Source organism: Flagellimonas olearia (assembly GCF_009184425.1).
GTDB classification, from domain to species: domain Bacteria; phylum Bacteroidota; class Bacteroidia; order Flavobacteriales; family Flavobacteriaceae; genus Flagellimonas; species Flagellimonas olearia.
Genome location: NZ_WELG01000002.1, coordinates 1,285,304 through 1,307,301 on the forward strand (window position 1 = coordinate 1,285,304; position 21,998 = coordinate 1,307,301).

Annotated in this window: 19 protein-coding genes and 1 tRNA gene; 9 read left to right on the forward strand and 11 right to left on the reverse strand. The window is 44.4% G+C overall.

The window, feature by feature from the left end; all coding sequences use genetic code 11:
• Nucleotides 1-87 precede the first annotated feature (87 nt).
• The 8 genes from F8C76_RS15200 to F8C76_RS15235 form a co-directional block, all read right to left on the reverse strand.
• Nucleotides 88-369, reverse strand: coding sequence for a thioredoxin domain-containing protein (locus F8C76_RS15200; protein WP_152132507.1), 282 nt, complete (start codon nucleotides 367-369; stop codon nucleotides 88-90).
• 81 nt (nucleotides 370-450) lie between these two features.
• Nucleotides 451-2,247 carry a leucine-rich repeat domain-containing protein gene (locus F8C76_RS15205; protein WP_152132508.1) on the reverse strand — a complete coding sequence of 599 codons (1,797 nt, stop codon included), beginning with the start codon at nucleotides 2,245-2,247 and terminating at the stop codon, nucleotides 451-453.
• A gap of 64 nt (nucleotides 2,248-2,311) precedes the next feature.
• On the reverse strand, nucleotides 2,312-2,935 hold the full coding sequence (locus F8C76_RS15210; protein ID WP_152132509.1) for a JAB domain-containing protein: 624 nt from the start codon (nucleotides 2,933-2,935) through the stop codon (nucleotides 2,312-2,314).
• Between the two features lie 66 nt (nucleotides 2,936-3,001).
• Nucleotides 3,002-3,436 (reverse strand): hypothetical protein, encoded by a 435-nt coding sequence (locus F8C76_RS15215; protein ID WP_152132510.1) that lies wholly within the window; start codon nucleotides 3,434-3,436, stop codon nucleotides 3,002-3,004.
• 382 nt (nucleotides 3,437-3,818) lie between these two features.
• Nucleotides 3,819-4,256: a hypothetical protein gene (locus F8C76_RS15220; RefSeq protein ID WP_152132511.1), complete on the reverse strand. Its 438-nt coding sequence runs from the start codon at nucleotides 4,254-4,256 to the stop codon at nucleotides 3,819-3,821.
• A 69-nt stretch (nucleotides 4,257-4,325) separates the two neighbouring features.
• Nucleotides 4,326-7,160 (reverse strand): DNA polymerase I, encoded by a 2,835-nt coding sequence (gene polA / locus F8C76_RS15225; RefSeq protein WP_152132512.1) that lies wholly within the window; start codon nucleotides 7,158-7,160, stop codon nucleotides 4,326-4,328.
• A gap of 171 nt (nucleotides 7,161-7,331) precedes the next feature.
• Nucleotides 7,332-7,844: a hypothetical protein gene (locus F8C76_RS15230; RefSeq protein WP_152132513.1), complete on the reverse strand. Its 513-nt coding sequence runs from the start codon at nucleotides 7,842-7,844 to the stop codon at nucleotides 7,332-7,334.
• Between the two features lie 99 nt (nucleotides 7,845-7,943).
• The gene (locus F8C76_RS15235; RefSeq protein WP_152132514.1) at nucleotides 7,944-8,939 is read right to left on the reverse strand and encodes an isoaspartyl peptidase/L-asparaginase family protein; all 996 of its coding nucleotides are present in this window, start codon (nucleotides 8,937-8,939) and stop codon (nucleotides 7,944-7,946) included.
• 38 nt (nucleotides 8,940-8,977) lie between these two features.
• Here F8C76_RS15235 and F8C76_RS15240 point away from each other — a divergent pair, with 38 nt between their 5' ends.
• The 4 genes from F8C76_RS15240 to F8C76_RS15255 all read left to right on the forward strand — a co-directional run bounded on the left by F8C76_RS15240 (nucleotide 8,978) and on the right by F8C76_RS15255 (nucleotide 12,310).
• Nucleotides 8,978-9,697 (forward strand): copper homeostasis protein CutC, encoded by a 720-nt coding sequence (locus F8C76_RS15240; protein WP_152132515.1) that lies wholly within the window; start codon nucleotides 8,978-8,980, stop codon nucleotides 9,695-9,697.
• 54 nt (nucleotides 9,698-9,751) lie between these two features.
• Nucleotides 9,752-10,984 carry a metallophosphoesterase gene (locus tag F8C76_RS15245; protein ID WP_152132516.1) on the forward strand — a complete coding sequence of 411 codons (1,233 nt, stop codon included), beginning with the start codon at nucleotides 9,752-9,754 and terminating at the stop codon, nucleotides 10,982-10,984.
• A gap of 102 nt (nucleotides 10,985-11,086) precedes the next feature.
• Nucleotides 11,087-11,878, forward strand: coding sequence for a glycoside hydrolase family 16 protein (locus F8C76_RS15250; RefSeq protein WP_152132517.1), 792 nt, complete (start codon nucleotides 11,087-11,089; stop codon nucleotides 11,876-11,878).
• 135 nt (nucleotides 11,879-12,013) lie between these two features.
• Complete coding sequence (locus F8C76_RS15255; protein ID WP_036382448.1) at nucleotides 12,014-12,310, forward strand: thioredoxin family protein; 297 nt, start codon at nucleotides 12,014-12,016, stop codon at nucleotides 12,308-12,310.
• A 37-nt stretch (nucleotides 12,311-12,347) separates the two neighbouring features.
• On the opposite strand, the gene F8C76_RS15260 is transcribed toward F8C76_RS15255, so the two are convergent.
• Nucleotides 12,348-15,680, reverse strand: a complete 3,333-nt coding sequence (locus F8C76_RS15260) for a glycosyltransferase family 117 protein (protein WP_152132518.1) — start codon at nucleotides 15,678-15,680, stop codon at nucleotides 12,348-12,350.
• A gap of 192 nt (nucleotides 15,681-15,872) precedes the next feature.
• On the opposite strand from F8C76_RS15260, the gene F8C76_RS15265 reads away from it, so the two are divergent.
• Nucleotides 15,873-15,944: transfer RNA gene (locus F8C76_RS15265), tRNA-Gln, on the forward strand.
• 55 nt (nucleotides 15,945-15,999) lie between these two features.
• On the opposite strand, the gene bamG is transcribed toward F8C76_RS15265, so the two are convergent.
• Together bamG and F8C76_RS15275 are read right to left on the reverse strand one after the other, a co-directional pair.
• On the reverse strand, nucleotides 16,000-17,247 hold the full coding sequence (bamG, locus tag F8C76_RS15270) for a BamG family beta-barrel-assembly machinery protein (RefSeq protein ID WP_249042431.1): 1,248 nt from the start codon (nucleotides 17,245-17,247) through the stop codon (nucleotides 16,000-16,002).
• On the reverse strand, nucleotides 17,237-18,568 hold the full coding sequence (locus F8C76_RS15275; protein WP_152132520.1) for a DUF4270 family protein: 1,332 nt from the start codon (nucleotides 18,566-18,568) through the stop codon (nucleotides 17,237-17,239). Before F8C76_RS15275 ends, bamG begins: the two co-directional genes overlap by 11 nt.
• A 223-nt stretch (nucleotides 18,569-18,791) precedes the next feature.
• On the opposite strand from F8C76_RS15275, the gene F8C76_RS15280 reads away from it, so the two are divergent.
• Genes F8C76_RS15280 through F8C76_RS15295 form a run of 4 tightly spaced genes read left to right on the forward strand, consistent with a single transcriptional unit; the run spans nucleotide 18,792 to nucleotide 21,988 of the window.
• The gene (locus F8C76_RS15280) at nucleotides 18,792-19,787 is read left to right on the forward strand and encodes a Kelch repeat-containing protein (protein WP_152132521.1); all 996 of its coding nucleotides are present in this window, start codon (nucleotides 18,792-18,794) and stop codon (nucleotides 19,785-19,787) included.
• A 50-nt stretch (nucleotides 19,788-19,837) separates the two neighbouring features.
• Nucleotides 19,838-20,203: a DUF4907 domain-containing protein gene (locus tag F8C76_RS15285; protein ID WP_170284041.1), complete on the forward strand. Its 366-nt coding sequence runs from the start codon at nucleotides 19,838-19,840 to the stop codon at nucleotides 20,201-20,203.
• A 37-nt stretch (nucleotides 20,204-20,240) separates the two neighbouring features.
• Nucleotides 20,241-21,248: a sensor histidine kinase gene (locus F8C76_RS15290; RefSeq protein ID WP_249042432.1), complete on the forward strand. Its 1,008-nt coding sequence runs from the start codon at nucleotides 20,241-20,243 to the stop codon at nucleotides 21,246-21,248.
• Nucleotides 21,249-21,262: 14 nt separating this feature from the next.
• A complete protein-coding gene (locus F8C76_RS15295) occupies nucleotides 21,263-21,988 on the forward strand; it encodes a LytR/AlgR family response regulator transcription factor (protein WP_152132524.1) in 726 nt (241 codons plus the stop codon).
• Nucleotides 21,989-21,998 lie beyond the last annotated feature (10 nt).

Sequence of the window (21,998 nt, forward strand, 5' to 3'; positions counted from 1 at the left end):
TATTTTGGGGTATAGGTATGAATGGTCAAATCCGTTGATGGAAATTTTAGGGGTGTAACCGCGTAGTTTTTTTCAGGGTAAAAAAACCTATTCCCCACTCAATCGCTTGAGTTTTTGCAAGACTTCATACACTGAAAAACTGCGGGCAAAGCGGTACATTTCTTTGTTGTCTGCCTTGAGTATTACCACCGGCAGCGTGAAGACCATGGATTGCCCGGTAAACTCCACTTCCTCCTCCACATCCACCACACGAATGGCCACCTTGGGAAAATTTTCTTGAATAGCCTCCAGCAACTTTGGTTTTAGCACTTTACAGACCCCACAGGTTTTACCGGTAAAATAGAGGAGTTCAATGTTTTGTGTTTCCATATGACAGCAAACGATTTTACGGTCAAGCTGTATTCCTAGCATCCATTGGATGATAAGTGACAAATGATCAAAAGAATGATCCTACGGACTACAGTTACCTTCCGAAATGTTTTGCTGGGTTGGATTGAACGCATTGCCCATTATCTCAAAAGAGTTGGAAAATCCATTGTCGATCAAAGGCTTTAACCCACAAAAATCAGTTAAACTGGTATTGCCGTTCACTCGAAGATCCCCATTAAGGGTGGTCAAAGCTCCCAATGCATCTATATTCACTAAAGAGGCATTCTCAGTGATTTGTAAGTTGTAATCAACTAGTTCTATATTGTTAAGGCCATCAAGACTGGTCAATGCAGAATTTTCAGAGATCAGCATTCTGCCATTAATCCCAAGAACATTTCTAAGTCCGTTTAGGCTGGCCAATGAAGGGTTCCCGACAATACTAACATTTCCCTTTATTAGCTCAAAATTGGTTAGCCCCTCAAGGTCCGTCAATGAACTATTATACTCAATTCTGATCCCTCCGTAAAATATGATTCCATTGACCTTGCTTAGTCCATTGATATTTGTCAGATTATTATTTCTTTGGATTGTGATGGATCCTAATGTCTCGAGATTGCTCAATCCATCAAGGTTGGTCAGGGATGTATTGTCTATTATTGTCAAATTTTCACCAATGGAAGTCACGCTGGAAAGCCCATTGACATTCATCAACACAGGATTCTTTTGAACATAAAGACCATATCTGGTAGATACCAACCCGGAAAGGCCGTCAATATTCTCCAAGGTTTCATTGTTATCTACTCCGAGCCACCTATCTACTTTGGTTAGATTTTCCAGACCATCTAAATTTTTTAAGGAAGGGTTTGTGTCTATATCCAAGTAGCCTAAAATTTCTTGTAGACCATCAAGTCCTTTTAGTGTGGTCAAATAGTCATTGTACATAATAGTGACGTTATCGCCTATCGTGGTCAAGTTTTCCAGACCTTCAAAACTTTCTAGATGGGTAGGGCCGACCCAAACCTCTCCATCCACTGTAGTAAGGTCCTTTAAGGGCTCTAAACTATTGATGATATTGTCATCAATGGCGGAGATTCGTAAGCGCCCAGTAATTCTCTTGTATCCATGGCTGCCAAAAGCATCAACCTCCTCTTGGGAGGTCAAATCTATATACCCTTCATATGTGAGGGCAGGGAAATCTTGGGACGTGAAGGTCACTTCGTTGCCATAAGCAACTCCAAAGCTGTTTGCCGCATAGGCCCTTAGGTAGTATTTGGTGTTTGCCGTTAAATAGGTCAAGGCGCTGGTATAAGTACCTGTTCCCGTACCGTCTAGGGTCCTGCCGCCCGATCCTATGACTGGGTTGGGAGAAGTGCTCCAGCAAATGCCTCTTACCGTAATCTCGGCACCACCGTCATTGGTGATGTTCCCCCCACTGCTAGCCGTTTCTTCACCAATTTCCGAAACCGCCAAAGTGGTAAGTGTGGGCAAGCCAACATCCGTGGTGAAGATCACTTCGTTGCCATATGCGGTTCCCTTGCTGTTGGTGGCATAGGCCCTTAGGTGGTATTCGGTTTTTCCTGATAAATGGGTCAAGGCACTGGCAAAATTTCCTGTCCCTGTACCATCGGTGGTCTTGCTGTCCGCTACGGTAGGGTTGGTCGAAGTACTCCAGCAAACGCCCCTTGCCGTAATCGTGGCACCACCATCATCGGTGACGTTGCCCCCACTGCTGGCGGTTTCCCCATCAATTTCGGAGACCGCTAAAGTAGTGAGCGTGGGAAGGGCGATCGGGGTCTCATTTTCTATGGGATCGGAACTGTCTTTGGAACAGGAAAAAAAAGTAAAGGCAATAAGGAGGGATAGGAAAATCGGTTTCATTGGGCTAAGGTTGAGTAACTTCTGTTTTTAAAGGACAAAAATGTTCAAGATAACCATTTTGGATTTATTTCCGCTTCCCCCGCAACTTTTTCACCTCGTCCACGGTAAGGCCGGTGGAGTTGGCAATGGTTTCCACATCCACACCGTTGGCTTTAAGTTGCCGGGCAATCTCAATTTCCCGTTTTCGTTGGGCCATGGCGGCGGCCTCTTTTTTGTAGCGTTCCTTGAGCACGTAGTTGGGCACGTACTGGGTGCTTTCGGCCAGTTCTTCCATAAGCCCCATGTTCTTGAAGCTTACGTAGCTCTCGGTGGTAATGATCAAGTGGTCCAGCACCTCGGTGTTCACAATAATGCCCACTTGTATAAGGCGGTCTGTAATGTCCTTGTCCACCTCGGTGGGCACCAACTCGCCAGATGGGTGGTTGTGGCACAGGACGATCTTTACGGCCCTTTTCTGGAGCGCCAGGCTAAAGACCTCCATGGGTTCGGCCAGGGCACGGTTCACCGTGCCCAGACTGATCAGCTCTATAAAGAGGATGCGGTTGTTGTTGGCCAGCCCGATCACCCAAAAGTGCTCGCGGTCCTGGTCTATCTTGTCCTCACGCAACAGAATGCGCTGCATGATGCCATAAATATCGAAAGCGTTGAGGATTTTGATCTTTTCGGCTTTGGTGAGTTTAATGTCCATGTTCTAAAGATAGCATTTTGTAGGATTTGGGTTTGGGGAGGTTGGGGGTAATCCAATGGTTGTTTTTTAGATGTTTTCTCTAGTTACCTTTAAATTTAATAGTTTAAGTTCTTTTTCAAGTAAATCAATGGTCTTTTTGTCCATCGCAAGCATAAAGCCGCCATTCTTTTCTCCGGTGATTTTGATAAACGGTCCTGCACGAACAACCTTTTTTAGTTCAATGTTGTTGATTTTTTCAAGTTTGAAACTCATCTCGGCAAACTTAAAAGGCATCAATGGTCTTTTGATTACCAGATTTGATTTTGAAAGATGGAATGTTTTTACTTTTCGGATGAGTTGGACTACCCCAAATACCATTAAAAATGCCCCTGCCCATAAGAAAAAAGCATCTTCTCCATGTGAAGCCAGAAATGTGATTCCAAGGCCTATTTCTAGAATGGCATCCAGTATATAAGGGATGATTTTTCTCCAATTGACACCTATTTCTAAAATACCGTTCATTTTGTAGGATTTGGGTTTTGGGAGGTTGGGGGCTAATATAATCTTTATTTGAATTCTAGTTTTTTACATCTCCATTTGATGAAAAATGCCAGTAAAAAGATAAATACAATATGTATGATCGGAACAAAAATAACGTACAATAATCTCTGGATTCCATATTCGTCGTGGCCAATGAAAGGAAGATCGGCATAGATCAGATATAGGGAATAGCCAACGACCAAAATTACATTCAGGACAAAGAACAATTTAAAGTATTTCCAATTTGAAAGTAATGCCATACTGATGTACCAGAGGATTCCGGGTACCAGAAATATCAAAACGAGAAGGAATACAACGTCCATGTTCTAAAGATAGCATTTTATAGGATTTGGGTTTTGAGAGGTTATGGGTTTGTCAATATTGGATTTTGAATAAATTCATCAATTCTAGTTTTTTTCCAAAATGGAAATGCCCAAAGTAACATTGTGGCAAAACTTTCAAACGTGCCATTTCTTTCAACAAAATAATCAGTTCTATAGTGAAAGCTCCCCTTGTAATATTTTTGTCTTTTTATTCTTGAGTGTAAAACTTCCTTGAATCGATTTATCCCATCACTATGAGTCCTGCCTTCTTCAAATTTGTCCGAAAAACATTCATCAACAGCATCAATTCCGACTCTAACTTCATTGAATTCATACCTAATCGAAATTGAGGAGTGTTCTTTATTCTTAGGTTCGATGTGGAACCAATAAGGTTCAATCCAGTTTGTTTCACATTCAATTGTGTTCTCAAGGATTTGTTCAACTTTTCTCACACTGTTTTGAAACTCTATCAAATCCAAGGGCGTATTTTAATATAGGATGAAACAATTGTACATGTTGATTTAAAGTGTTTTTAGATGCAAGATAAATCAATGCGCCTCCAACCAGTTCTCGCCCACACCCACTTCCACATCCAAGGGTACGGAGAGGGTATAGGCATTTTCCATTTCGGCCTTAATGAGTTTTTTCATCTCCTCCAGTTCGGGTTTGTAGCAATCGAACACCAATTCATCGTGCACCTGCAACAACATCTTGGTCCTGTACTTTCCTTCGGAAAGCTTTTTGTGGATGTTGATCATGGCGATTTTGATGATGTCCGCCGCACTCCCCTGAATGGGCGCGTTCACGGCATTTCGCTCCGCGGCACCACGCACCACCTGGTTCCCGGCGTTGATGTCCTTTAAATAGCGTCTTCGGCCCAAAATGGTCTGCACATAGCCGTGGTCACGGGCAAAATCTATCTGCTCACTGATGTAGTTGCGCAGTTTGGGATAGGTCTTGTAATAGGTGTCTATGAGGTCCTTGGCCTCGGTACGGCTCAGGTCCGTTTGGTTGCTCAACCCAAAGGCCGATACCCCATAAATGATCCCAAAGTTCACCGTTTTGGCATTGCTACGCTGTTCGCGGGTCACTTCCCCAATCGGCACATTGAATACCTTGGATGCCGTGGAGGCATGGATGTCCTCTCCGTGTTTAAAGGCGGAGATCATGGTGTCTTCCTCGCTCAAGGCCGCGATGATACGCAACTCTATCTGGGAGTAATCCGCGGCGAGCAGCACGTAGTTTTCATCCCGTGGGATAAAGGCCTTGCGCACCTGCCTTCCCCGTTCGGTACGGATGGGAATGTTCTGCAGGTTGGGGTTATTGCTGCTCAAACGCCCTGTTGCGGCCACGGTCTGCATATAGTCCGTGTGTACGCGCCCCGTTTCTTTCTGAACCTCGTTGGGCAGGGCGTCCACATAGGTGCTTTTGAGTTTGGCCAGTCCGCGGTAGTCCAACACATTTTGGATGATCTCATGGTCCTTGGCCAGATAGGAGAGCACGTCCTCCGCAGTGGAGTACTGTCCCGTTTTGGTCTTTTTGGGCTTGTCCACCAGTTTCAGCTTGTCAAAAAGGATGTCGCCCAACTGTTTGGGAGAGGCAATGTTGAATTGCTCCCCAGCCTGCTCGTAGATGTTCTTTTCCAGTTCTGCAATGTCCGTTTCAAGGGCAGTGGAGAGGTCTTTCAAATAGTCCTCATCCAGATTGATGCCTTCCCGTTCCATATCGGCCAAGACGCGGAGCAGAGGTACTTCAATGTCCTCGAACAGTTTGTCCGTTTGGGCCTCTTTGAGTTCCGGGGCAAAGTGCAGCCCCAATTGAAAGGTGATGTCGGCATCCTCCACGGCATATTCCGTTTGTTTTTCCAAAGGCACCTGTCGCATGCTGAGCTGGTTCTTGCCCTTTTTGCCGATGAGCTCGGTAATGGAAACGGGCGTGTAGTTGAGGTAGGTCTCTGCCAGTACGTCCATGTTGTGTCGCATATCGGGGTTGATGAGGTAGTGGGCCAACATGGTATCGAACAGCTTGCCCTTGACCTCCACGCCATAATTCTGCATCACCTTGATGTCGTACTTGAGGTTTTGCCCCATCTTTTCAATCTTTTCCGATTCAAAGAAGGGGCGCAATTTTTCAATAAGGGGCATGGCATCGTTTTTCCCTTCGGGAAAGGGTACGTAAAATCCCTTGCCGGGCGACCAGCTAAAGGCAATCCCCACCAGTTCGGCTTCCAAGGGGTTGATGGAGGTGGTCTCCGTATCAAAACAGACGGTGGGCTGTTTCAGGAGCATTTCCAAGAACAGTTCCATGCCCAATCCATGTTGCACGGTCTGATAAAAATGAGGCACATCGGCAACGGTCTTTCGGCCGCTATGGTCCTTGATGGTGGCCGCTGCCTCGGCGGGATCGCCCCCAAAAAGGGTAAATTGACCGCTTCCGGCCACTTTGGCCTCCTGTTTGGCGGTTTCGGTGCTGGTCACGGGAGCGCTGGGCTCAGCTTCCCCGGAGAATATTTTAATGAACTGTTCCTTCAACCTGCGGAACTCTAGCTCCTCGAAGATTTCCTGTACTTTTTCGGAATCGGGTGGACACATTTCGTAGTCCTCGGCATGGAACTGCACATCACAATCAATTTTGATTTCGGCCAATTGGCGAGACAAACGGCCGAGTTCGGCGTTTTCCTCCACTTTTTCTTTCATTTTGCCCTTGAGCTTATCCGTGTTGGCCAACAATCCTTCCAAGGAATCAAAGTCTTCCAAAAACTTCTTGGCGGTCTTGTCGCCCACACCGGGCAGTCCGGGAATATTGTCACTGGCATCACCCATCATTCCCAGATAATCGATCACCTGTTCCGGACGTTTCACGCCGAAGCGTTTTTGTACTTCGGGGATGCCCCAGATTTCTATGCCGTTGCCCATTCGCGCCGGGCGGTACATAAAAATGTTCTCGCTCACCAATTGTCCAAAATCCTTGTCCGGGGTCACCATAAAGATCTTGTAGTTCTCCTTTTCGGCCTGTTTGGCTATGGTCCCGATAAGGTCATCGGCCTCATATCCTTCCAATTCCACAATCGGGATCTTCATGGCCTTGAGGATATCCTGAATGTAGGGCACCGCAATACGAATGGCGTCCGGGGTCTCGTCCCGGTTGGCCTTGTAATCCTCAAAAAGTTCGGTGCGCTCCACACTGCCACCTTTGTCAAAGGCCACGGCCAAATGATCGGGTTGTTCGCGTTTGATCACATCAAAAAGGGAGTTCACAAACCCCATGATGGCGGAGGTGTCCATCCCTTTGGAATTGATCCGCGGGTTTTTGATGAGGGCGTAATAGCCCCTAAAAATCAGGGCATAGGCGTCAAGTAGAAAAAGTCGTTTTTGTTCGGACATATTATTTTCAATGGTCAATTAACAATGTTCAGTAAGCAATAATCAATTAGCAATAATGCAGTGATCAATTAGCAATAGGCAGTTTTTAAAAGTACGAATTGCGGTTTAAAATATTAAGTTTCAAGTTCAAGTCATAAGTTCAAGAACAAAAAATTAGGAGTCAAGAGTTAATCAAAGTGTTTCTTTAACATATTTTCTGTATTTGGGACCAAACAGTTTTTCATTTAAACAATGATCCGAAGGAAATACCGAAACCTTGATTTTTGGATTTTTAGACTTTAACCAATTAAAAAACTCAACAAATTGATCATCAAATGCAACAGTTTGAAATTTTATGGATTTAAGACCTGATTCAGTTTTAAACTTGATTCTGTTCATGGCTGGCTGTTTATGGGCTGAAATGTATTCAATACCAATCAAATCCGAATGGTTCAATCTAATTTTTTGATTTTTCAAATGGTACTCAATCAATATTTCATTTTCATTGAAAAAAATATCAAAAACAATATTTCTGATATACAGAACAATTAGTACAATGGCCAATAATGAGAATCCAACGGTAATGGTTTTAATAAATGTTGATTCAGATGTGGAGAAAATGGCATAACCAATTCCCATGCATGCTATCGAAGCAAAGATTGCTTCAAAAATAAAATAGCTGGAGGAAGAATGGTATTTGTGCATTTTATTGTCCAATTCAAACTTTCTTGGTTCCAAAAATCTAACAGCGAAGCGCTCTAAAATCTAGAAGCACAGCGGTCTTGTTTCCAAACCACAGCGGTCTTATGTCTTGGAGTAAAAACTGCTCACCTGCCTGTTCTCGTGGCCGTTTTCACTGTATTCGCGATAGGTAAACCCGGGATGTACGCAATAGCCTCCCGTTTCCCCATTTTTGTTGATGGCCAGGAACCCGATCTGGAAATCCTTGCGGCCCTCGTTTTTCTTCATGATGCGTTTTACACCCACCTCACAGGCCTCTTGGGGACTCATGCCTTGTCGCATCAATTCCACGATCAAAAAGCTGCCCACGGTACGGATCACCTCTTCACCAACCCCGGTGGCCGTGGCACCACCCACTTCGTTGTCCACATACAATCCGGCACCGATAATGGGGGAGTCCCCCACACGACCAGCGACCTTGTAGGCCATTCCACTGGTGGTACAGGCCCCGGCAATGTCCCCGTTGGCATCAATGGCCAACATGCCAATAGTATCGTGGTTCTCTATGTTGATGGTGGTCTCGTACTTTGAAGTTTTGAGCCATTCCTGATACTGTTTCCGGGTACTTTCGGTGAGTAAATCCTCTTTTTTGAAACCTTGTTCGTAGGCGAACTTTTCGGCACCCTTGCCCGCTAAGATAATATGGGGGGTTTCCTCCATCACTTTTCGGGCCACGGACACGGGATGTGCAATGTTCTGGAGGTAGACCACGGAACCGCAATTGCCGTCCTTGTCCATGATACAGGCATCCAAGGTTACATTGCCGTCACGATCTGGGCGTCCCCCTTTTCCAACCGTTTCGTTGGTCACATCGGCTTCTTCTATCATGACACCCTGTTCCACGGCATCCAAAGCGGAGCCTCCGCTGTTCAATACTTCCCAGGCTTTTTCGGTGGCATTCCCGAAGTTCCAGGTGCATACCGCAATAGGTTTTACGGCTTGGATGGGAGGAACGGTTTCGGGGGTCTTATTTTCATCTTTACATGAGGCCAATACGGGAACTGACAGCAATCCTGCAGTGGTAAGGCTTGAATTTTTAAGGAATTTTCGTCTTTGCATTGAAGGGTTGTTTATTTTTAGCTTTTAAAGATAGGAATATGCTTGTAGAAGTTTGTGCCAATTCGTTGGAATCGGCATTGAATGCCCAAAAAGCAGGGGCGGACCGTATTGAACTTTGTTCGGAACTGGGGGTTGGTGGGGTAACCCCATCCCACGGTCTACTTGAGATGGTCAAACAAAATCTACAGATACCTATTCATGTGCTCATCCGTCCCCGAAGTGCCCATTTTACCTATTCCGATGCTGAGTTTGAGGTGATGAAAGCAGATATTGAACAATGCAAGAAAATGGGAGTGCAGGGTATAGTTTCCGGTGTCCTTTTGAAAGATGGCACCTTGGATGTGGAACGCACCCGTGAACTGGTCACCTTGGCCAAACCGCTACATTTTACATTTCATCGTGCTTTTGAATGGATACCCGATCCGCTTGTGGCTTTGGCTAAATTGGAAGCCATGGGCGTTGATACCGTTTTGACCTCGGGAGGAGAGACATCGGCCGAAAAAGGGATCAATCATCTTGAAGCATGGCAACAACAGACCTCGATGACCATCATGGCCGGGGGAGGGGTGGTCCCACAGAATGCGCCTCTGTTCAAAGCAATAGGGCTGAGCGCCATACATTGTTCCGGAACTTCCTTTGGAAACCCCGTGGGTCTTGAGGGGAAAATCAGCATGAATTCTTCCAAACATTTAGCAGAGGATGAGGTGGCGGTAACAAATGAGGCAGTTGTTCGTCGTATTGTTCAAGCCGTTAAATAAATCCAAAAACCCTATTTTTTAGAAGTTTAGCGATAATTTTGTAAAAAAAATTGCATGTCTCGTTTTATCCTATTGGGAGTTCTTTATATAGTCTTCGCCATGTATGGCTTTCAGGCGTTCAGGACGTTGTTTAAGAGTCCATGGATGCATTGGGCCTATGGAATTCTTTTTTTTGGCGCGCTGTTGTTTGTGGCCATCAAGATTATTACCTATGTGCCCGGTGATGGAATTCGCGGTGCTGTAGCGATGTCTGCGGGGATTTTCTTGGCGTTTTTCCTTTTGGCCTTGGTTCTTGGATTTTTCCTTTTGGTTGAGGATGTGGTACGGTTAGTGGCCTTTGCTTACAATAAAGTGGTAGGTGAAGTGACTTCACAGGGAGGGCATTTTCCGTCCCGTAGAAAGTTTCTCAGTGGATTGGCCTTGGGATTGGCTTCTATTCCATTTGGAGCTATGCTCTATGGCATGTACCGGGGCAAGTATAATTATCAGGTACTCAAATACGAGGTGGAGTTCGATGACCTTCCTGATGCTTTTGATGGATATCAGATCACCCAGATTTCCGATGTGCACAGCGGGAGCTTTGATAATTTCAGGAAAGTGGCCTATGGTATAGACCTGATCAATGCCCAGCAAAGTGACGTGATTTTCTTTACGGGTGATTTGGTGAACGACAAGACTTCTGAAATGGAACCTTGGAAAGAGGTCTTCTCCCGTTTGGAAGCCAAGGATGGGAAATTTTCCATCTTGGGTAACCATGATTATGGGGATTACACTTCTTGGGAATCCGAAGCGGCCAAAGCCCAAAACTTGGAAGATCTTAAGGTGATGCAAAAGGAAATGGGCTTTGATCTTATTCTGAATTCTAACCGCTATTTGGAAAAGGACGGCCAAAAAATAGCCCTATTGGGTGTGGAAAACTGGGGGCGCGGTGGTTTTAAAAAGGCTGGAGACCTCCAATTGGCCAAAGAGGGTGTGGATAGGGACGATTTTAAAATATTGTTGAGCCATGACCCATCGCATTGGGAAGATGTGGCCTTACACGATGACTATCATTATCATTTGACCTTAAGTGGACACACCCATGGTATGCAGTTTGGTGTGGAGATTCCCGGATGGATAAAGTGGAGTCCTGTTAAATGGCGTTATAAATATTGGGCAGGACTGTACAAGGAAATGGGACAGTTTATCAACGTGAACCGCGGTTTTGGGTTTATAGGTTATCCCGGACGTTTTGGTATTTGGCCCGAGATTTCTGTTATCACCTTGAAGAAAAAGGCATTATCCTAAAGGCTTTTTTTAAAACAATATTCTTTATTTTTTATAGAATTATCCAAACATCCGATTGAGGAATTGATGGGTTATCTTTAGGCAATCTCTAAACCAAAAGAAATGCCATTAAAGATTTTCAGGATTGCCACCATTTTGTTTCTAATTATACTGTTTGGGTCATTTTTGAGGTACAGCCCATCCCAAAATGCCAAATTGGTCTGGGAAGAGAACTTTGACCAAAAATCCTTGGATACCACGAGATGGTCCAAGATCCCGAGGGGAGGAGCCGACTGGAATCGCCATATGAGTGATTATGACAGTTGTTATGCCCTTCGGGATGGGAAATTGGTGCTAAGGGGAATCAACAACATGGCCGTTGTTAGCGATACTTCCAAATACCTTACGGGAGGGGTGTATACCAAAGACAAGGTAGGGTTTGGTCTGGGGAGGCTGGAAATACGAGCCAAATTGAACAGTGCCACGGGGGCTTGGCCGGCATTTTGGCTATTGGGCCAAGGGAAGAAATACCCTGGTGGTGGAGAGATCGACATTATGGAGCACCTTAATTTTGATGACACGGTTTACCAAACAGTCCATTCCATATATACGATCGATTTAAAGATCAAAGACAATCCAAAGCATTATGGTACCGCGCCCATCAACAAAAATGGATTCAATACCTATGCAGTTGAAAAGTATCAGGATAGTGTAGTGTTTTATGTCAACGACAAACGCACCTTTGCCTATCCTAGGATTGATACAGACCAACCGGAACAATTTCCCTATGCGGATGGAGATCATTATTTGCTTTTGGATATGCAGTTGGGAGGTAGTTGGGTCGGTGAGGTGGAACCCTCCGAATTGCCTGTTGAAATGGAAATAGATTGGGTGCGGTTCTATACTTTTGAATAGCTAAGAACTTTTCTTGATACTTCAGCTTAGAAAGGTTTAACTTGAATTTAACGAAGGTCAGCGGGCTAAAGCTTTGACTTGATGTAAAACTTTAACAATTTTTCTTACTTTTGGTTGGTAAACCAGAGAATACACATGTCTAAATTTGGTGAACTCATAGATTTAAAGGTTCCAGTGCTACTGGACTTTTATGCAGAATGGAACGAACAATCCACTTCCATGCATCCTGTTTTGCGCGATGTGGCGGCAGCCCTCGGCGACAAAGGAAAAGTAATCAAGATTGATGTGGACAAGAACAAAGAACTGTCACAGGCCCTTAGAATAAAGGGGTTGCCCACATTGATGATCTACAAAAAAGGAGAGATGGTCTGGCGACAGAGTGGCGAACAAGATGCCAATACGCTCATCGGCATACTCAACGAATATATTTAATAAAAAAAGCGAGGTTTAAACCTCGCTTTTTTTATGATCATTCCAATCCTGTGGAATCTTCTACAGGATTCAAGGTATCCAACGGAATGGAGTCTTCCATGTCTGGATTAGGTTCCAGGGTCGGTTCCTCAAAAACATCTTCTTCATCACCTGCAAATTGGGAGAACTTGTCGATATACTCATTAAAAATGAGAGTTTCCGATTCGGCCAGTTCCTTGTCCTGGTTTTCAATAAGGATATCAATGTTCCTTCTGTAGGCCTGCATATCGGCCAAGATATCATCCATTTTCCCATATTGTTCATCCAAGGGAATCCCGGCATAGTATTCCAATCGCTCTTGATAGATCTTTTTTAGTTTTTCAAATAGGGCCCTTGCCTTGTCGGTGTCACCCACTTTGTAGTATCCATCCACAAAAGGCTCCACAAAGGCATAGAAACCATATTTGTCCACGGGCATATTGGTCATGGCGATTTCAATGACCTCGCGGGCCTTGTCTATTTTGTTTTCCGCAATTAAGGTTTCCATCAATCGGGCCAGATTCCCCCTAAACGAAAGGCCTTGCGAACGGGTTTGTGGGTCGTGGTAGATTTTATCACTGCCCGAATTGCCCCAGTCCCATTTCTTTACGATGTCAAACATCAAGTCGGTGTCAATACGTCCCATTTCAAAGGAATTTCGACTCTTGGTCTTGATGGGTACCAATTTGTACACCAGGCCATCCAGTTGAAGATAATCCTTCATCCAGATATATTCGGCACTGTCAAAGCTACCCCCGGAAAAATAGATGGGACGTTTCCAGTCGTTGTTGGCGATAAGGTCCAACATTAATATCCTGTTCTTGGGAAGGGCACTTTGCGGAAGGTCTATATCAATATAATCCAAAATCAGGGCAGAATCCTTTTCCTTGACAAGTCCGCTTTCCAAAACGTTCTTTTTGTTGACCGGGATACGGATTTTATTGGTGGGATAATATACAATGTCCAATGTGCTGGCGGGGTATTGACTGATATCCGCTCCCCGACTTTCCATAATGTGCCTATACTTGGTCTGGGGTTTGTCGCTTCCTACCCAGTTCATGAAATCCTTGATGTTCCAACGGCTATCGGTGACATTTTGGTAGTAGATGGCGTCCCTGGATCCGTAACGGTATTTATCATGGGTGAGCTGTGAAGGGATGGCCTCACTTTCGTAGGCTTTCCGTTTCATCTGGTCGATGTACCAATCGGTGGCAAAAAGACTGGTGTTCACTACTCGGACATCGGTTCGGTACTGCTCAATTTCCTGCACATACCATAAAGGGAAAGTGTCGTTGTCGCCAATGGTGAACAGTATCGCCCCGGCATCTTCCTGACAAGAATCCAAATAGGCCTTGGCCGTGGATTGTGCCGTATATCGACCCGAACGGTCATGATCGTCCCAATTCTCCGCCGCCATCAAAAGGGGTACGCCCAATAGGCACAGGGATGTGATCAAAGGAGCCGCTATCTTGGCGGACAGCAATTTTTTAAATTCCTCGAACAGACCATACACACCCAAACCTATCCAAATACAAAAAATGTAGAAAGATCCTACGAGCGAATAGTCCCGTTCCCTAGGTTGAAAAATATAAGGGTTGGTATAGAACTGAATGGCCAGTCCGGTAAACATGAAGAACACAAACAAGACCCAAAAATGCTTGGGATTCCTTGAAATCTGAAATACAATGCCAATGATTCCCAAAAGCAGGGGAAGGAAGAAGTAGGTGTTCCGCGCCTTGTTGTTCTTCCATTCGCTGGGGAGATTGTCCTGGCTGCCCAATTGAAGACTGTCCAAAAAGCCAATGCCGCTGAGCCAATGCCCATTGTCATCGTACCTACCCTGAACATCGTTTTGTTTGCCCACGAAGTTCCACATAAAATAGCGCATGTACATATACCCAAATTGGAACTCAAAAAGGTATCGCAGGTTTTGGCCCAGAGTTGGGGGTTCCACTTCAATATACTCCCCAAATTCACGTAAAAAGCGAATGTATTGTTCGGTATCCAGTTCGCCCTGGCCATATGCCGTTTTAAATTGGCCTACCGCTTCGCGGAGGTCATTGTTGGAAATGTATTCGGACTTTATTCGGAAATCCAGTGCACCAAAATAGCGCATGTAATTTTCGGCATGCTGATCGCTCCACATCCTGGGCAAGAAGCCCACATGCTTTTCATTGGGGCCTTGAAGGGCATTTTCGTAATGGTTTACAATGACATATTTGCCCAATTTAAGATCTTTCTCATATTTGGGGCTTTCATCCTTGTCTTCGCCCGCAGGGGCAAACGTGTCGGAGTAGTAGGCTCCATAAAACGGACTTTCCACACCGGGGTATTGCTCCCGGTTGTAATAGGCCAAAAGTGCCCTGGCATCTGCTGGATTGTTTTCGTTTACCACCGTTTTGGCGTTGGCGCGAATGGGCAACATCAACCAAGAGGAAAAACCAAGGAACATGAACATAAGGCATAGTACAATGATATTTCCTGCGTAGAAATGGTGTTTTCGCGTATATCGGAGCGCAAAATAGAAGGCCGCAATAAAGAGGATGGCCATGATGATAGTCCCGGAATTGAACGGTAGGCCCACTTCGTTGATAAAAAAGACCTCGCTCCATCCAAAGAGCTTGAGCACGTAGGTGAGCGAGAATTTATAGACCAGTATCAGAACACCGATAACGGCAATATTGGCCAAAAGAAAGTTCTTTGCGTTGGTCTGCTTGTATTTTTTGAAATAATAGAGCAATCCTATGGACGGAATGGCCAAAAAGCCCATGAACTGGATTCCAAAGGTTAATCCGATCAAAAAGCAGATAAGCAATAGCCAACGATGCCCTCTTGGGTCGTCCAGGTTGTCGGTCCATTTTAATCCCAGCCAAAGTAGTAGGGCCATGATCAAACTGGCCATGGCATACACCTCGGTTTCCACGGCATTGAACCAAAAACTGTCCGAAAACGTAAAGGCCAGGGCACCTACCAGTCCACTTCCCAAAATGGCAATGGCCTTGCTATTGGTGACGGGTTTGCCTTTGGCTACCATCTTTTTCACCAAATTGGTGATGGTCCAAAACATGAACAGTACGGTAAAGGCACTGGATACGATGGATACCGCATTGACCATCAGTGCAATCTTAGAGGTATCGCCAAAGGCGAACATGGCAAAAAAGGCTCCGATCATTTGCAGCAATGGGGCCCCTGGAGGGTGTCCCACTTGTAGTTTCGCTGAAGTAGAAATGTATTCCCCGGCGTCCCAAAAACTTCCAGTGGGTTCAACGGTTAGGGCATAAACGATAAATGCTATGGTGAAAGAAACCCACCCAAGGATGGTGTCCCATTTTTTGAAGTCTTTTGCAAACATAATGGATGGTGCTTAACCAGATTGGGGCGAATTTAGTAAATATCGGAGAGACGATTGTCCATTTTTGGAAAAGCTTTAACAGCAGGATATGGAAAAATAGTTCGTAATCTTCCCAAAATATTTGTTGAAATAAAACTTTGTTTTAAATTTGCACGCTCAAAAGCTGAATCAAGTTCAGCTGAATATTGGTACTGGCCTATGGTGTAATTGGCAACACTACTGATTTTGGTTCAGTCATTCTAGGTTCGAGTCCTAGTAGGCCAACAAAAAAAACCTGCATTACGTAATGCAGGTTTTTTTGTTTGGTGAAAGAGGGGGGCTAATTAATTTTCCTTTTTTTGAACCAAAGATCTTCAAGACTTAAATTCACCGTTAGTGTATGGTATTTTTCCCTTACCAATATATTTTGCACATACCCTTTGGAACTGTAGCCATACGATAAGTTTATCATAGAGTTGGAAAACACCCCAATAGGCAATCCCAGTCCTGCCGTAAAAGTGTAGCCATCTATCTTTTGGTTGTTAAGTGCCAAATACCCATTGTCATAGTTGAACCCTGCGCGATAACCAATCCTTTTCCAATATTTATAGGCCCTTTGGTTATTGAGATATTGCAAGCCAAAGGCATAGGTGTCCTGGTCCGTGTAGGTTCCAATATGCTCGGACTGATGGGTGGCATCCCAAAAGCTTTTACGATAATCGGCCGTTAGGGTAAAAGAATCTTTGAGTCTGGCGCTTATTCCAAACCCCAATTCCATGGGGAGTTTAAAATCTGAAACATCATTGTCCGCTTCAGCGTCCACAACAACGATCTCCTCGCCATCGAGGATCTTGGCCACCGTCCGTGTGAGATTTCCATTCAGGGTGACGGGCAGTTTCAAAACACCTCCCAAGGTAATGTTTTGGCCAATATCCCAATGAGTGCCAAATCCGATTCGAAATCCACTATAATTGGTAGTTTCGGTGAGTTCCAAGTAGCTTCGGCTTATCACAAAGGATTCGGTTTCCTCTATATTTCCAAATAAGAATGAACCCGTAAATCCGAGCCTTAAGGATTCTGTAAGGCTATACCCCAAATTTATACTCAAGTCACTGAGCCCTCCAAGGCCATACACATTGCTCTCAAAAGATTCATTGGAGCCTTCAATATTTGAGGATAATCCCAGAAGGGAGTATCCAACATCACTGTAGGGAATCATGGTGACTCCGGCCCCAAGCCCCTCCGTGATTCGGAAAGCGAATGCCAAGTTGGAAAAATTAAGGGTTGTTTTGGATTCTCCGTCCCCTCGGTTGTTATAGTGGTTTAGTTCGCCCTTGATTCCAATGTCATAAAAAAAGGAGTTTTGCGGAACCAATGCAAAGTTTGCTGGGTTGAGGTTGTTTATCCCGGTTTCCTGTTTGAGTCCAATTCCGCTATGCCCTAGACCGTTGGAGATGCCAATACTGGTCTGGTTTATGGTTCCAAGGCCGTAAAGGGAGTAGGGTGAACTGGTTAGACCTTCCGACTGTGAAAAGGTAATCTGGGCCATTAGGGCTGGGAGCAAAAGGATCCAAAATCTATTCTTCATCTTCATCATATATTGCGTAGGTTAGTTCCAGTAGGGTCCGAAAATCTGAATTGTCCATACCGTTTAGAACAAAGCGATCCACTGTGGAGTCATAGTTATTGGGTAATAGGGTCAATGCCTCATTGGTTTCCCTTTCGGCCAGTAACAGCTGTTCTATGTAGCTGCCCAGTTGGATTTCATAATAGATTTCGTTGAATTCTTCTTTTTCTCTGTTGAGGATAGCTTGTACAGGGGATACTTCTTGATAAAACAATTGCTGTATCAGGTCATTGTTGCGGTCCACCACATAAACGGATAGGGTGTCGCGAAGTATGAGATTGTCGTCAAAGCTGCCCGGTTCGGGTTTTATTTTAAGAACAGCGTCCAATATGGTGCCCTGCCCCTTTATATCGTAAATGGTCTTGACGGTTGGAAACTGAATTCGGGCCGCTACCCCAACCCCGGATTGCACAAAACATCTATTGGCGGCTTCCGAACTGGAAAGTACGGACTCCTTATCCTGTAACATTTGGAGTTGTTCAATAGGATTTTCAGCCAAAATCTGGTTGAAAAAGGGGACAGGGGTAGTGCTAAGATCCAACTCAAAGTCGATGTTGTCCTGAACCCGTTCATCCTCTTCTGAAATGCCATAGTACAAACGCATAAAACTGGCACCGGTATCTTTGGAAAAACCAACTACAGAGCCATTGTCATTGTCTCCGGGAAGTATCCCAATACCCTTAAAGTAATCTTTGAACTGGTCGGTATTGGTGATCAATTTTTCTTGAAGCCCGTTGAAGAGTTCCCTACCGAGTTCATCGGAGACCTTAATGGCAATTGTGTCAGATTCCATGGGCCTTGGTCGATAGGAAAGTGCTCCCAGGTCCTCGTCAAGGTAAGATGCCTCTGCCGTGTTATAGAGCGCATCACCTTCATTGGGTCTAAGGGTCTTTGTCAATCGCTTTATGTGCAGGGTGTTGGTCTTAAGGGTATCGTTGTAATAGTAGTTGTCCAGTTTCAGAAAAAGGACAATGCTGTCATATTCTGCCTCGCTGTCTATTGAGAATGAGTTTGGAATCAACCCCATATAGCTGGAGGCTTTGATCTTTCCAAAAATGGGGTCGGAATATTGTCCGACCAAAATCCGACTGGATTGACTGGTCTGGATGCTGTCAAATTTCATGGTGGAGGTTTCTATCGTCATGGTGTCGATTAAAACAACCCGCATATTGCTGTCGGAAAAGGCCTCGCCTGCCAAGAAATCGGAAGAATTGTAGTTTTCGGAAGTACAGGAGGCCAACAGTAGAATGGAAGGGGTGATCATTCCCAATAATCTTCTCATAAATTTAGTTTTCACCAAAAGTATAAGCTGCGAAAGCCCTTAAAAATGGGAATAGACCAACTAGGATAATTATGGGACAAAGTCGTTGTTTTTTCTCTATAAAACTTTGGTCCGCGTTCGTCGATGTTTTTTTGGGGTTGAAAGGTTAAAACGCAGGGTTCATATATTCCCTTTCAACCAGAAAGGCCCTAAAATTACTTTTGGCAAAAATTAAATGGTTGACATGGACAAGATAGTACAAGTGACAAGTAAAGCGTTTGTTGTGATCCTTTCTGGGATGTTTCTTTTAAGTTGTTCCAACGATGAGGATGTTGAGGACTTGGGGAATTGGATAGATCGATCCGTATTTGATGGAAGCCCTAGAAGTGGGGCAGCGGCATTTGTAATTGATAATATGGGGTATATGGGGGTTGGCTATGACGGGGATGACTATCTCAACTCGTTTTGGGCCTATGATATTGAAGGCGATTATTGGTCCCAAAAAGCGGATTTTCCAGGGGTACCCAGAAATGCTGCGGTAGGATTCGATATTGATGGCAAAGGCTATATTGGTTCTGGCTATGATGGTGTGGACGAACTGAGTGATTTTTATTCTTATGACCCGACGACCAATAGCTGGACCCAAATTGATTCGCTTCCCGGTATAAAGCGGAGGAGTGCGGTGGCATTTTCGGCCAACGGCTTTGGATATTTTGGTACTGGATACGATGGAGAGAACGATAGAAAGGATTTCTGGAAATATAATCCTTCTTCAGATACCTGGACCGAGCTGGAAGGATTTGGTGGCGACAAAAGAAGGGCTGCCACTACATTCACGGTAAACGGAACTGTATATATGGGGACCGGGGTTTCCAATGGGGTATATCTGGACGACTTTTGGGCATTTGACCCGGATACCGAAGATTGGACCAAAAAAACAGATTTGGACGAGGAGGATGAATATACGATCACTAGAAGTAATGCCGTTGGTTTTGAATTGAATGGCTATGGTTATATTGCCTGTGGGGAACGAAGTGGTGCCACCATCAGTGTTTGGGAGTACGATGCGTCTTCCGATACCTGGGAATCCAAGACCAGTTTTGAAGGCTCCACTCGGCAAGATGCCATTGTCTTTTCCAATTCCACCAGAGCTTTTGTAGGGATGGGTAGAAATGGAACCCTTTATCTGGATGATTTGGACGAGTTCTTGCCATTTGAGGAATATGATGACGAGGATTGATCCGGATGGGAAGTGATAATGGAGGTTTGTCCAAGAAAAATCTTTTGGGAATGAAGGGATTGGGTTCCAATACTATGGCAAAAACCATGATGATGGTATTGTTGATGTTCATTGGTGCCACGATTATTGGTTTGGGCTTCCTTTTTAAGAAGAGCAGTGAAGAGGAAGACAAAGCCCAATTTCGGACAGAAGTTATTAAAGTTGGCAATGGGTATGGCTATCAAATATTTTATGGGGATAGGCTGCTTATCCAACAAGAGTGTATTCCAGTGCTCAGGGGAAACGTCCCATTTCAAAATCCAGAAGATGCCACTTCCGTGGCGGGACTGGTTGTTGAAAAGATTGCGGAGAGACAATCCCCTGAGCTTTCCCTGGAAGACATTAAAGCATTGGATGTTGTAATTTTAACGCCTTAGCTAATATCGTATGGTTTCAGGGCGACCAAAAATAAGAATGTTCATTATCCATTTATCACTGTGGATACTGCTGTACGGACTCTTTTTAATGCCATTTCTGTTTCAGTTCCGATTGATTCCACCGGACCTTCCTTTGCGACTTACCTTTGTGGTGGCGCTTTTTTACATAAACTATTATCTGCTCGTACCCCGGATTTTGTTGAAAAGGCATACGGCCTATTACATTGTTGCTTGTTTGGCCATTGTCTTGGGTATTGGGCTTATTATTAATTTAAGTTTTGATTTTGGACCTCGCGGTCCTGCCCGATTTATTGAAGATAGGGGAAGGGCTTCCGATTTTTGGATGCGTCAGATTTTCACTATGCTCAATTTGAGTGCGCCGATTTTTGTGAGTGGGCTCCTTCGGTTGTATATGGAGTGGAGAAAGAACGAAGGGCTTAGGGTCCAAGTGGAAAACGAAAAGGTCCATTCAGAGTTACAGGTCCTTAAAACACAGCTTAATCCCCATTTTCTGTTTAATTCACTGAATGCCATTTATTCACTTTCAGTAAAAAATTCCAGTATAACTTCCGAAGCGATCATCACCCTTTCAGAACTCATGCGATATATGCTGTATGAAGCCGACAAGGAAAGTGTGCCCTTGGGCAAAGAAATGGACTATATTAAAAATTATGTTCAGCTACAAAGGTTGCGCTTGTCCGATAGTGTCAACGTGAAGCTGCGGATGTCCGGGGATGAAAAAGGGAAAGAGCTGCCCCCTTTGCTCTTTATTTCCTTTATTGAAAATGCATTCAAGTACGGAACGGATTTTAAAGGAAAAACACATGTTGAAATAAACCTTCAGATAGAACAAGAGTCCATTGTGTTCAAGGTCAGGAATAGAATAGGTGCGCACAGGGCAGAACAGGGTAGCTCGGGAGTGGGTCTGGAGAATGTAAAAAATAGGTTGAACCTGTTGTATCCCAATAGGCATACCCTGGAAATAGTCAATGATGGCCAAAATTATGAAGTGACCCTTATTCTTGACTTGTGGCCTAAAGAATAATAAATTGGTAAAGGATGAAATGTATCATAATTGATGATGAACCATTGGCAATAGATTTGTTGATGGAATATTGCCAGAAGCTGGACTTTGTGGAACTGGAAGGTACGTTTACCAATCCCCTGGACGCTATTTCCATAATCAAGGAAAAAAAGGTGGACCTTATTTTCTGTGATATCGAAATGCCCCAGATCAACGGAATTGATTTCATTTCCTCTTTGGACAATACCCCTATGTTCATTTTCACCACGGCCTATTCGCAATATGCCGTTGAAGGCTTCAATTTGAATGCCATTGATTATCTGGTAAAGCCCATACCCTACAATCGGTTTATCAAGGCAATTTCAAGGGCCAAGGAAGTTATGGGCTACAAAAGACCCGTTGAGCCCCAGAATGTTTTTCCGTCCCACGGGGAAGGAACAAAATCCTCGGAATACATCTTTGTAAAGGCGGAGTATGAAAGTGTGAAGATCAATCTTAATGATTTGCAATATATCCAAGGACTTAAAGATTACCTTAAAATACATGTGCAGGGTACCAATAAGGCCATACTGACCTTGATGAGTTTCAAGGAGATTATGGAAAAGCTGCCGGCCCACCAGTTTTTAAGGGTGCATAAATCCTTTGTGGTCAATATTTCTTGCATCAAAACGGTGCAGAGAAACAGAATCGTGATCAATGATGTCCGAATTCCGATAGGGGAAAGCTACAAGGCCAATTTTTTCGACATCTTGAATTTATAATTGAGGGGAT

Excerpts from the sequence above, each read along its gene's own strand:
- F8C76_RS15200 (WP_152132507.1), bottom strand. The coding sequence starts at position 369 with ATGGAAACACAAAACATTGAACTCCTCTATTTTACCGGTAAAACCTGT.
- F8C76_RS15205 (WP_152132508.1), bottom strand. The coding sequence starts at position 2,247 with ATGAAACCGATTTTCCTATCCCTCCTTATTGCCTTTACTTTTTTTTCC.
- F8C76_RS15210 (WP_152132509.1), bottom strand. The coding sequence starts at position 2,935 with ATGGACATTAAACTCACCAAAGCCGAAAAGATCAAAATCCTCAACGCT.
- F8C76_RS15215 (WP_152132510.1), bottom strand. The coding sequence starts at position 3,436 with ATGAACGGTATTTTAGAAATAGGTGTCAATTGGAGAAAAATCATCCCT.
- polA (WP_152132512.1), bottom strand. The coding sequence starts at position 7,160 with ATGTCCGAACAAAAACGACTTTTTCTACTTGACGCCTATGCCCTGATT.
- F8C76_RS15230 (WP_152132513.1), bottom strand. The coding sequence starts at position 7,844 with ATGCACAAATACCATTCTTCCTCCAGCTATTTTATTTTTGAAGCAATC.
- F8C76_RS15235 (WP_152132514.1), bottom strand. The coding sequence starts at position 8,939 with ATGCAAAGACGAAAATTCCTTAAAAATTCAAGCCTTACCACTGCAGGA.
- F8C76_RS15240 (WP_152132515.1), top strand. The coding sequence starts at position 8,978 with ATGCTTGTAGAAGTTTGTGCCAATTCGTTGGAATCGGCATTGAATGCC.
- F8C76_RS15245 (WP_152132516.1), top strand. The coding sequence starts at position 9,752 with ATGTCTCGTTTTATCCTATTGGGAGTTCTTTATATAGTCTTCGCCATG.
- F8C76_RS15250 (WP_152132517.1), top strand. The coding sequence starts at position 11,087 with ATGCCATTAAAGATTTTCAGGATTGCCACCATTTTGTTTCTAATTATA.
- F8C76_RS15255 (WP_036382448.1), top strand. The coding sequence starts at position 12,014 with ATGTCTAAATTTGGTGAACTCATAGATTTAAAGGTTCCAGTGCTACTG.
- F8C76_RS15260 (WP_152132518.1), bottom strand. The coding sequence starts at position 15,680 with ATGTTTGCAAAAGACTTCAAAAAATGGGACACCATCCTTGGGTGGGTT.
- bamG (WP_249042431.1), bottom strand. The coding sequence starts at position 17,247 with ATGAAGAATAGATTTTGGATCCTTTTGCTCCCAGCCCTAATGGCCCAG.
- F8C76_RS15275 (WP_152132520.1), bottom strand. The coding sequence starts at position 18,568 with ATGAGAAGATTATTGGGAATGATCACCCCTTCCATTCTACTGTTGGCC.
- F8C76_RS15280 (WP_152132521.1), top strand. The coding sequence starts at position 18,792 with ATGGACAAGATAGTACAAGTGACAAGTAAAGCGTTTGTTGTGATCCTT.
- F8C76_RS15285 (WP_170284041.1), top strand. The coding sequence starts at position 19,838 with ATGAAGGGATTGGGTTCCAATACTATGGCAAAAACCATGATGATGGTA.
- F8C76_RS15290 (WP_249042432.1), top strand. The coding sequence starts at position 20,241 with ATGTTCATTATCCATTTATCACTGTGGATACTGCTGTACGGACTCTTT.
- F8C76_RS15295 (WP_152132524.1), top strand. The coding sequence starts at position 21,263 with ATGAAATGTATCATAATTGATGATGAACCATTGGCAATAGATTTGTTG.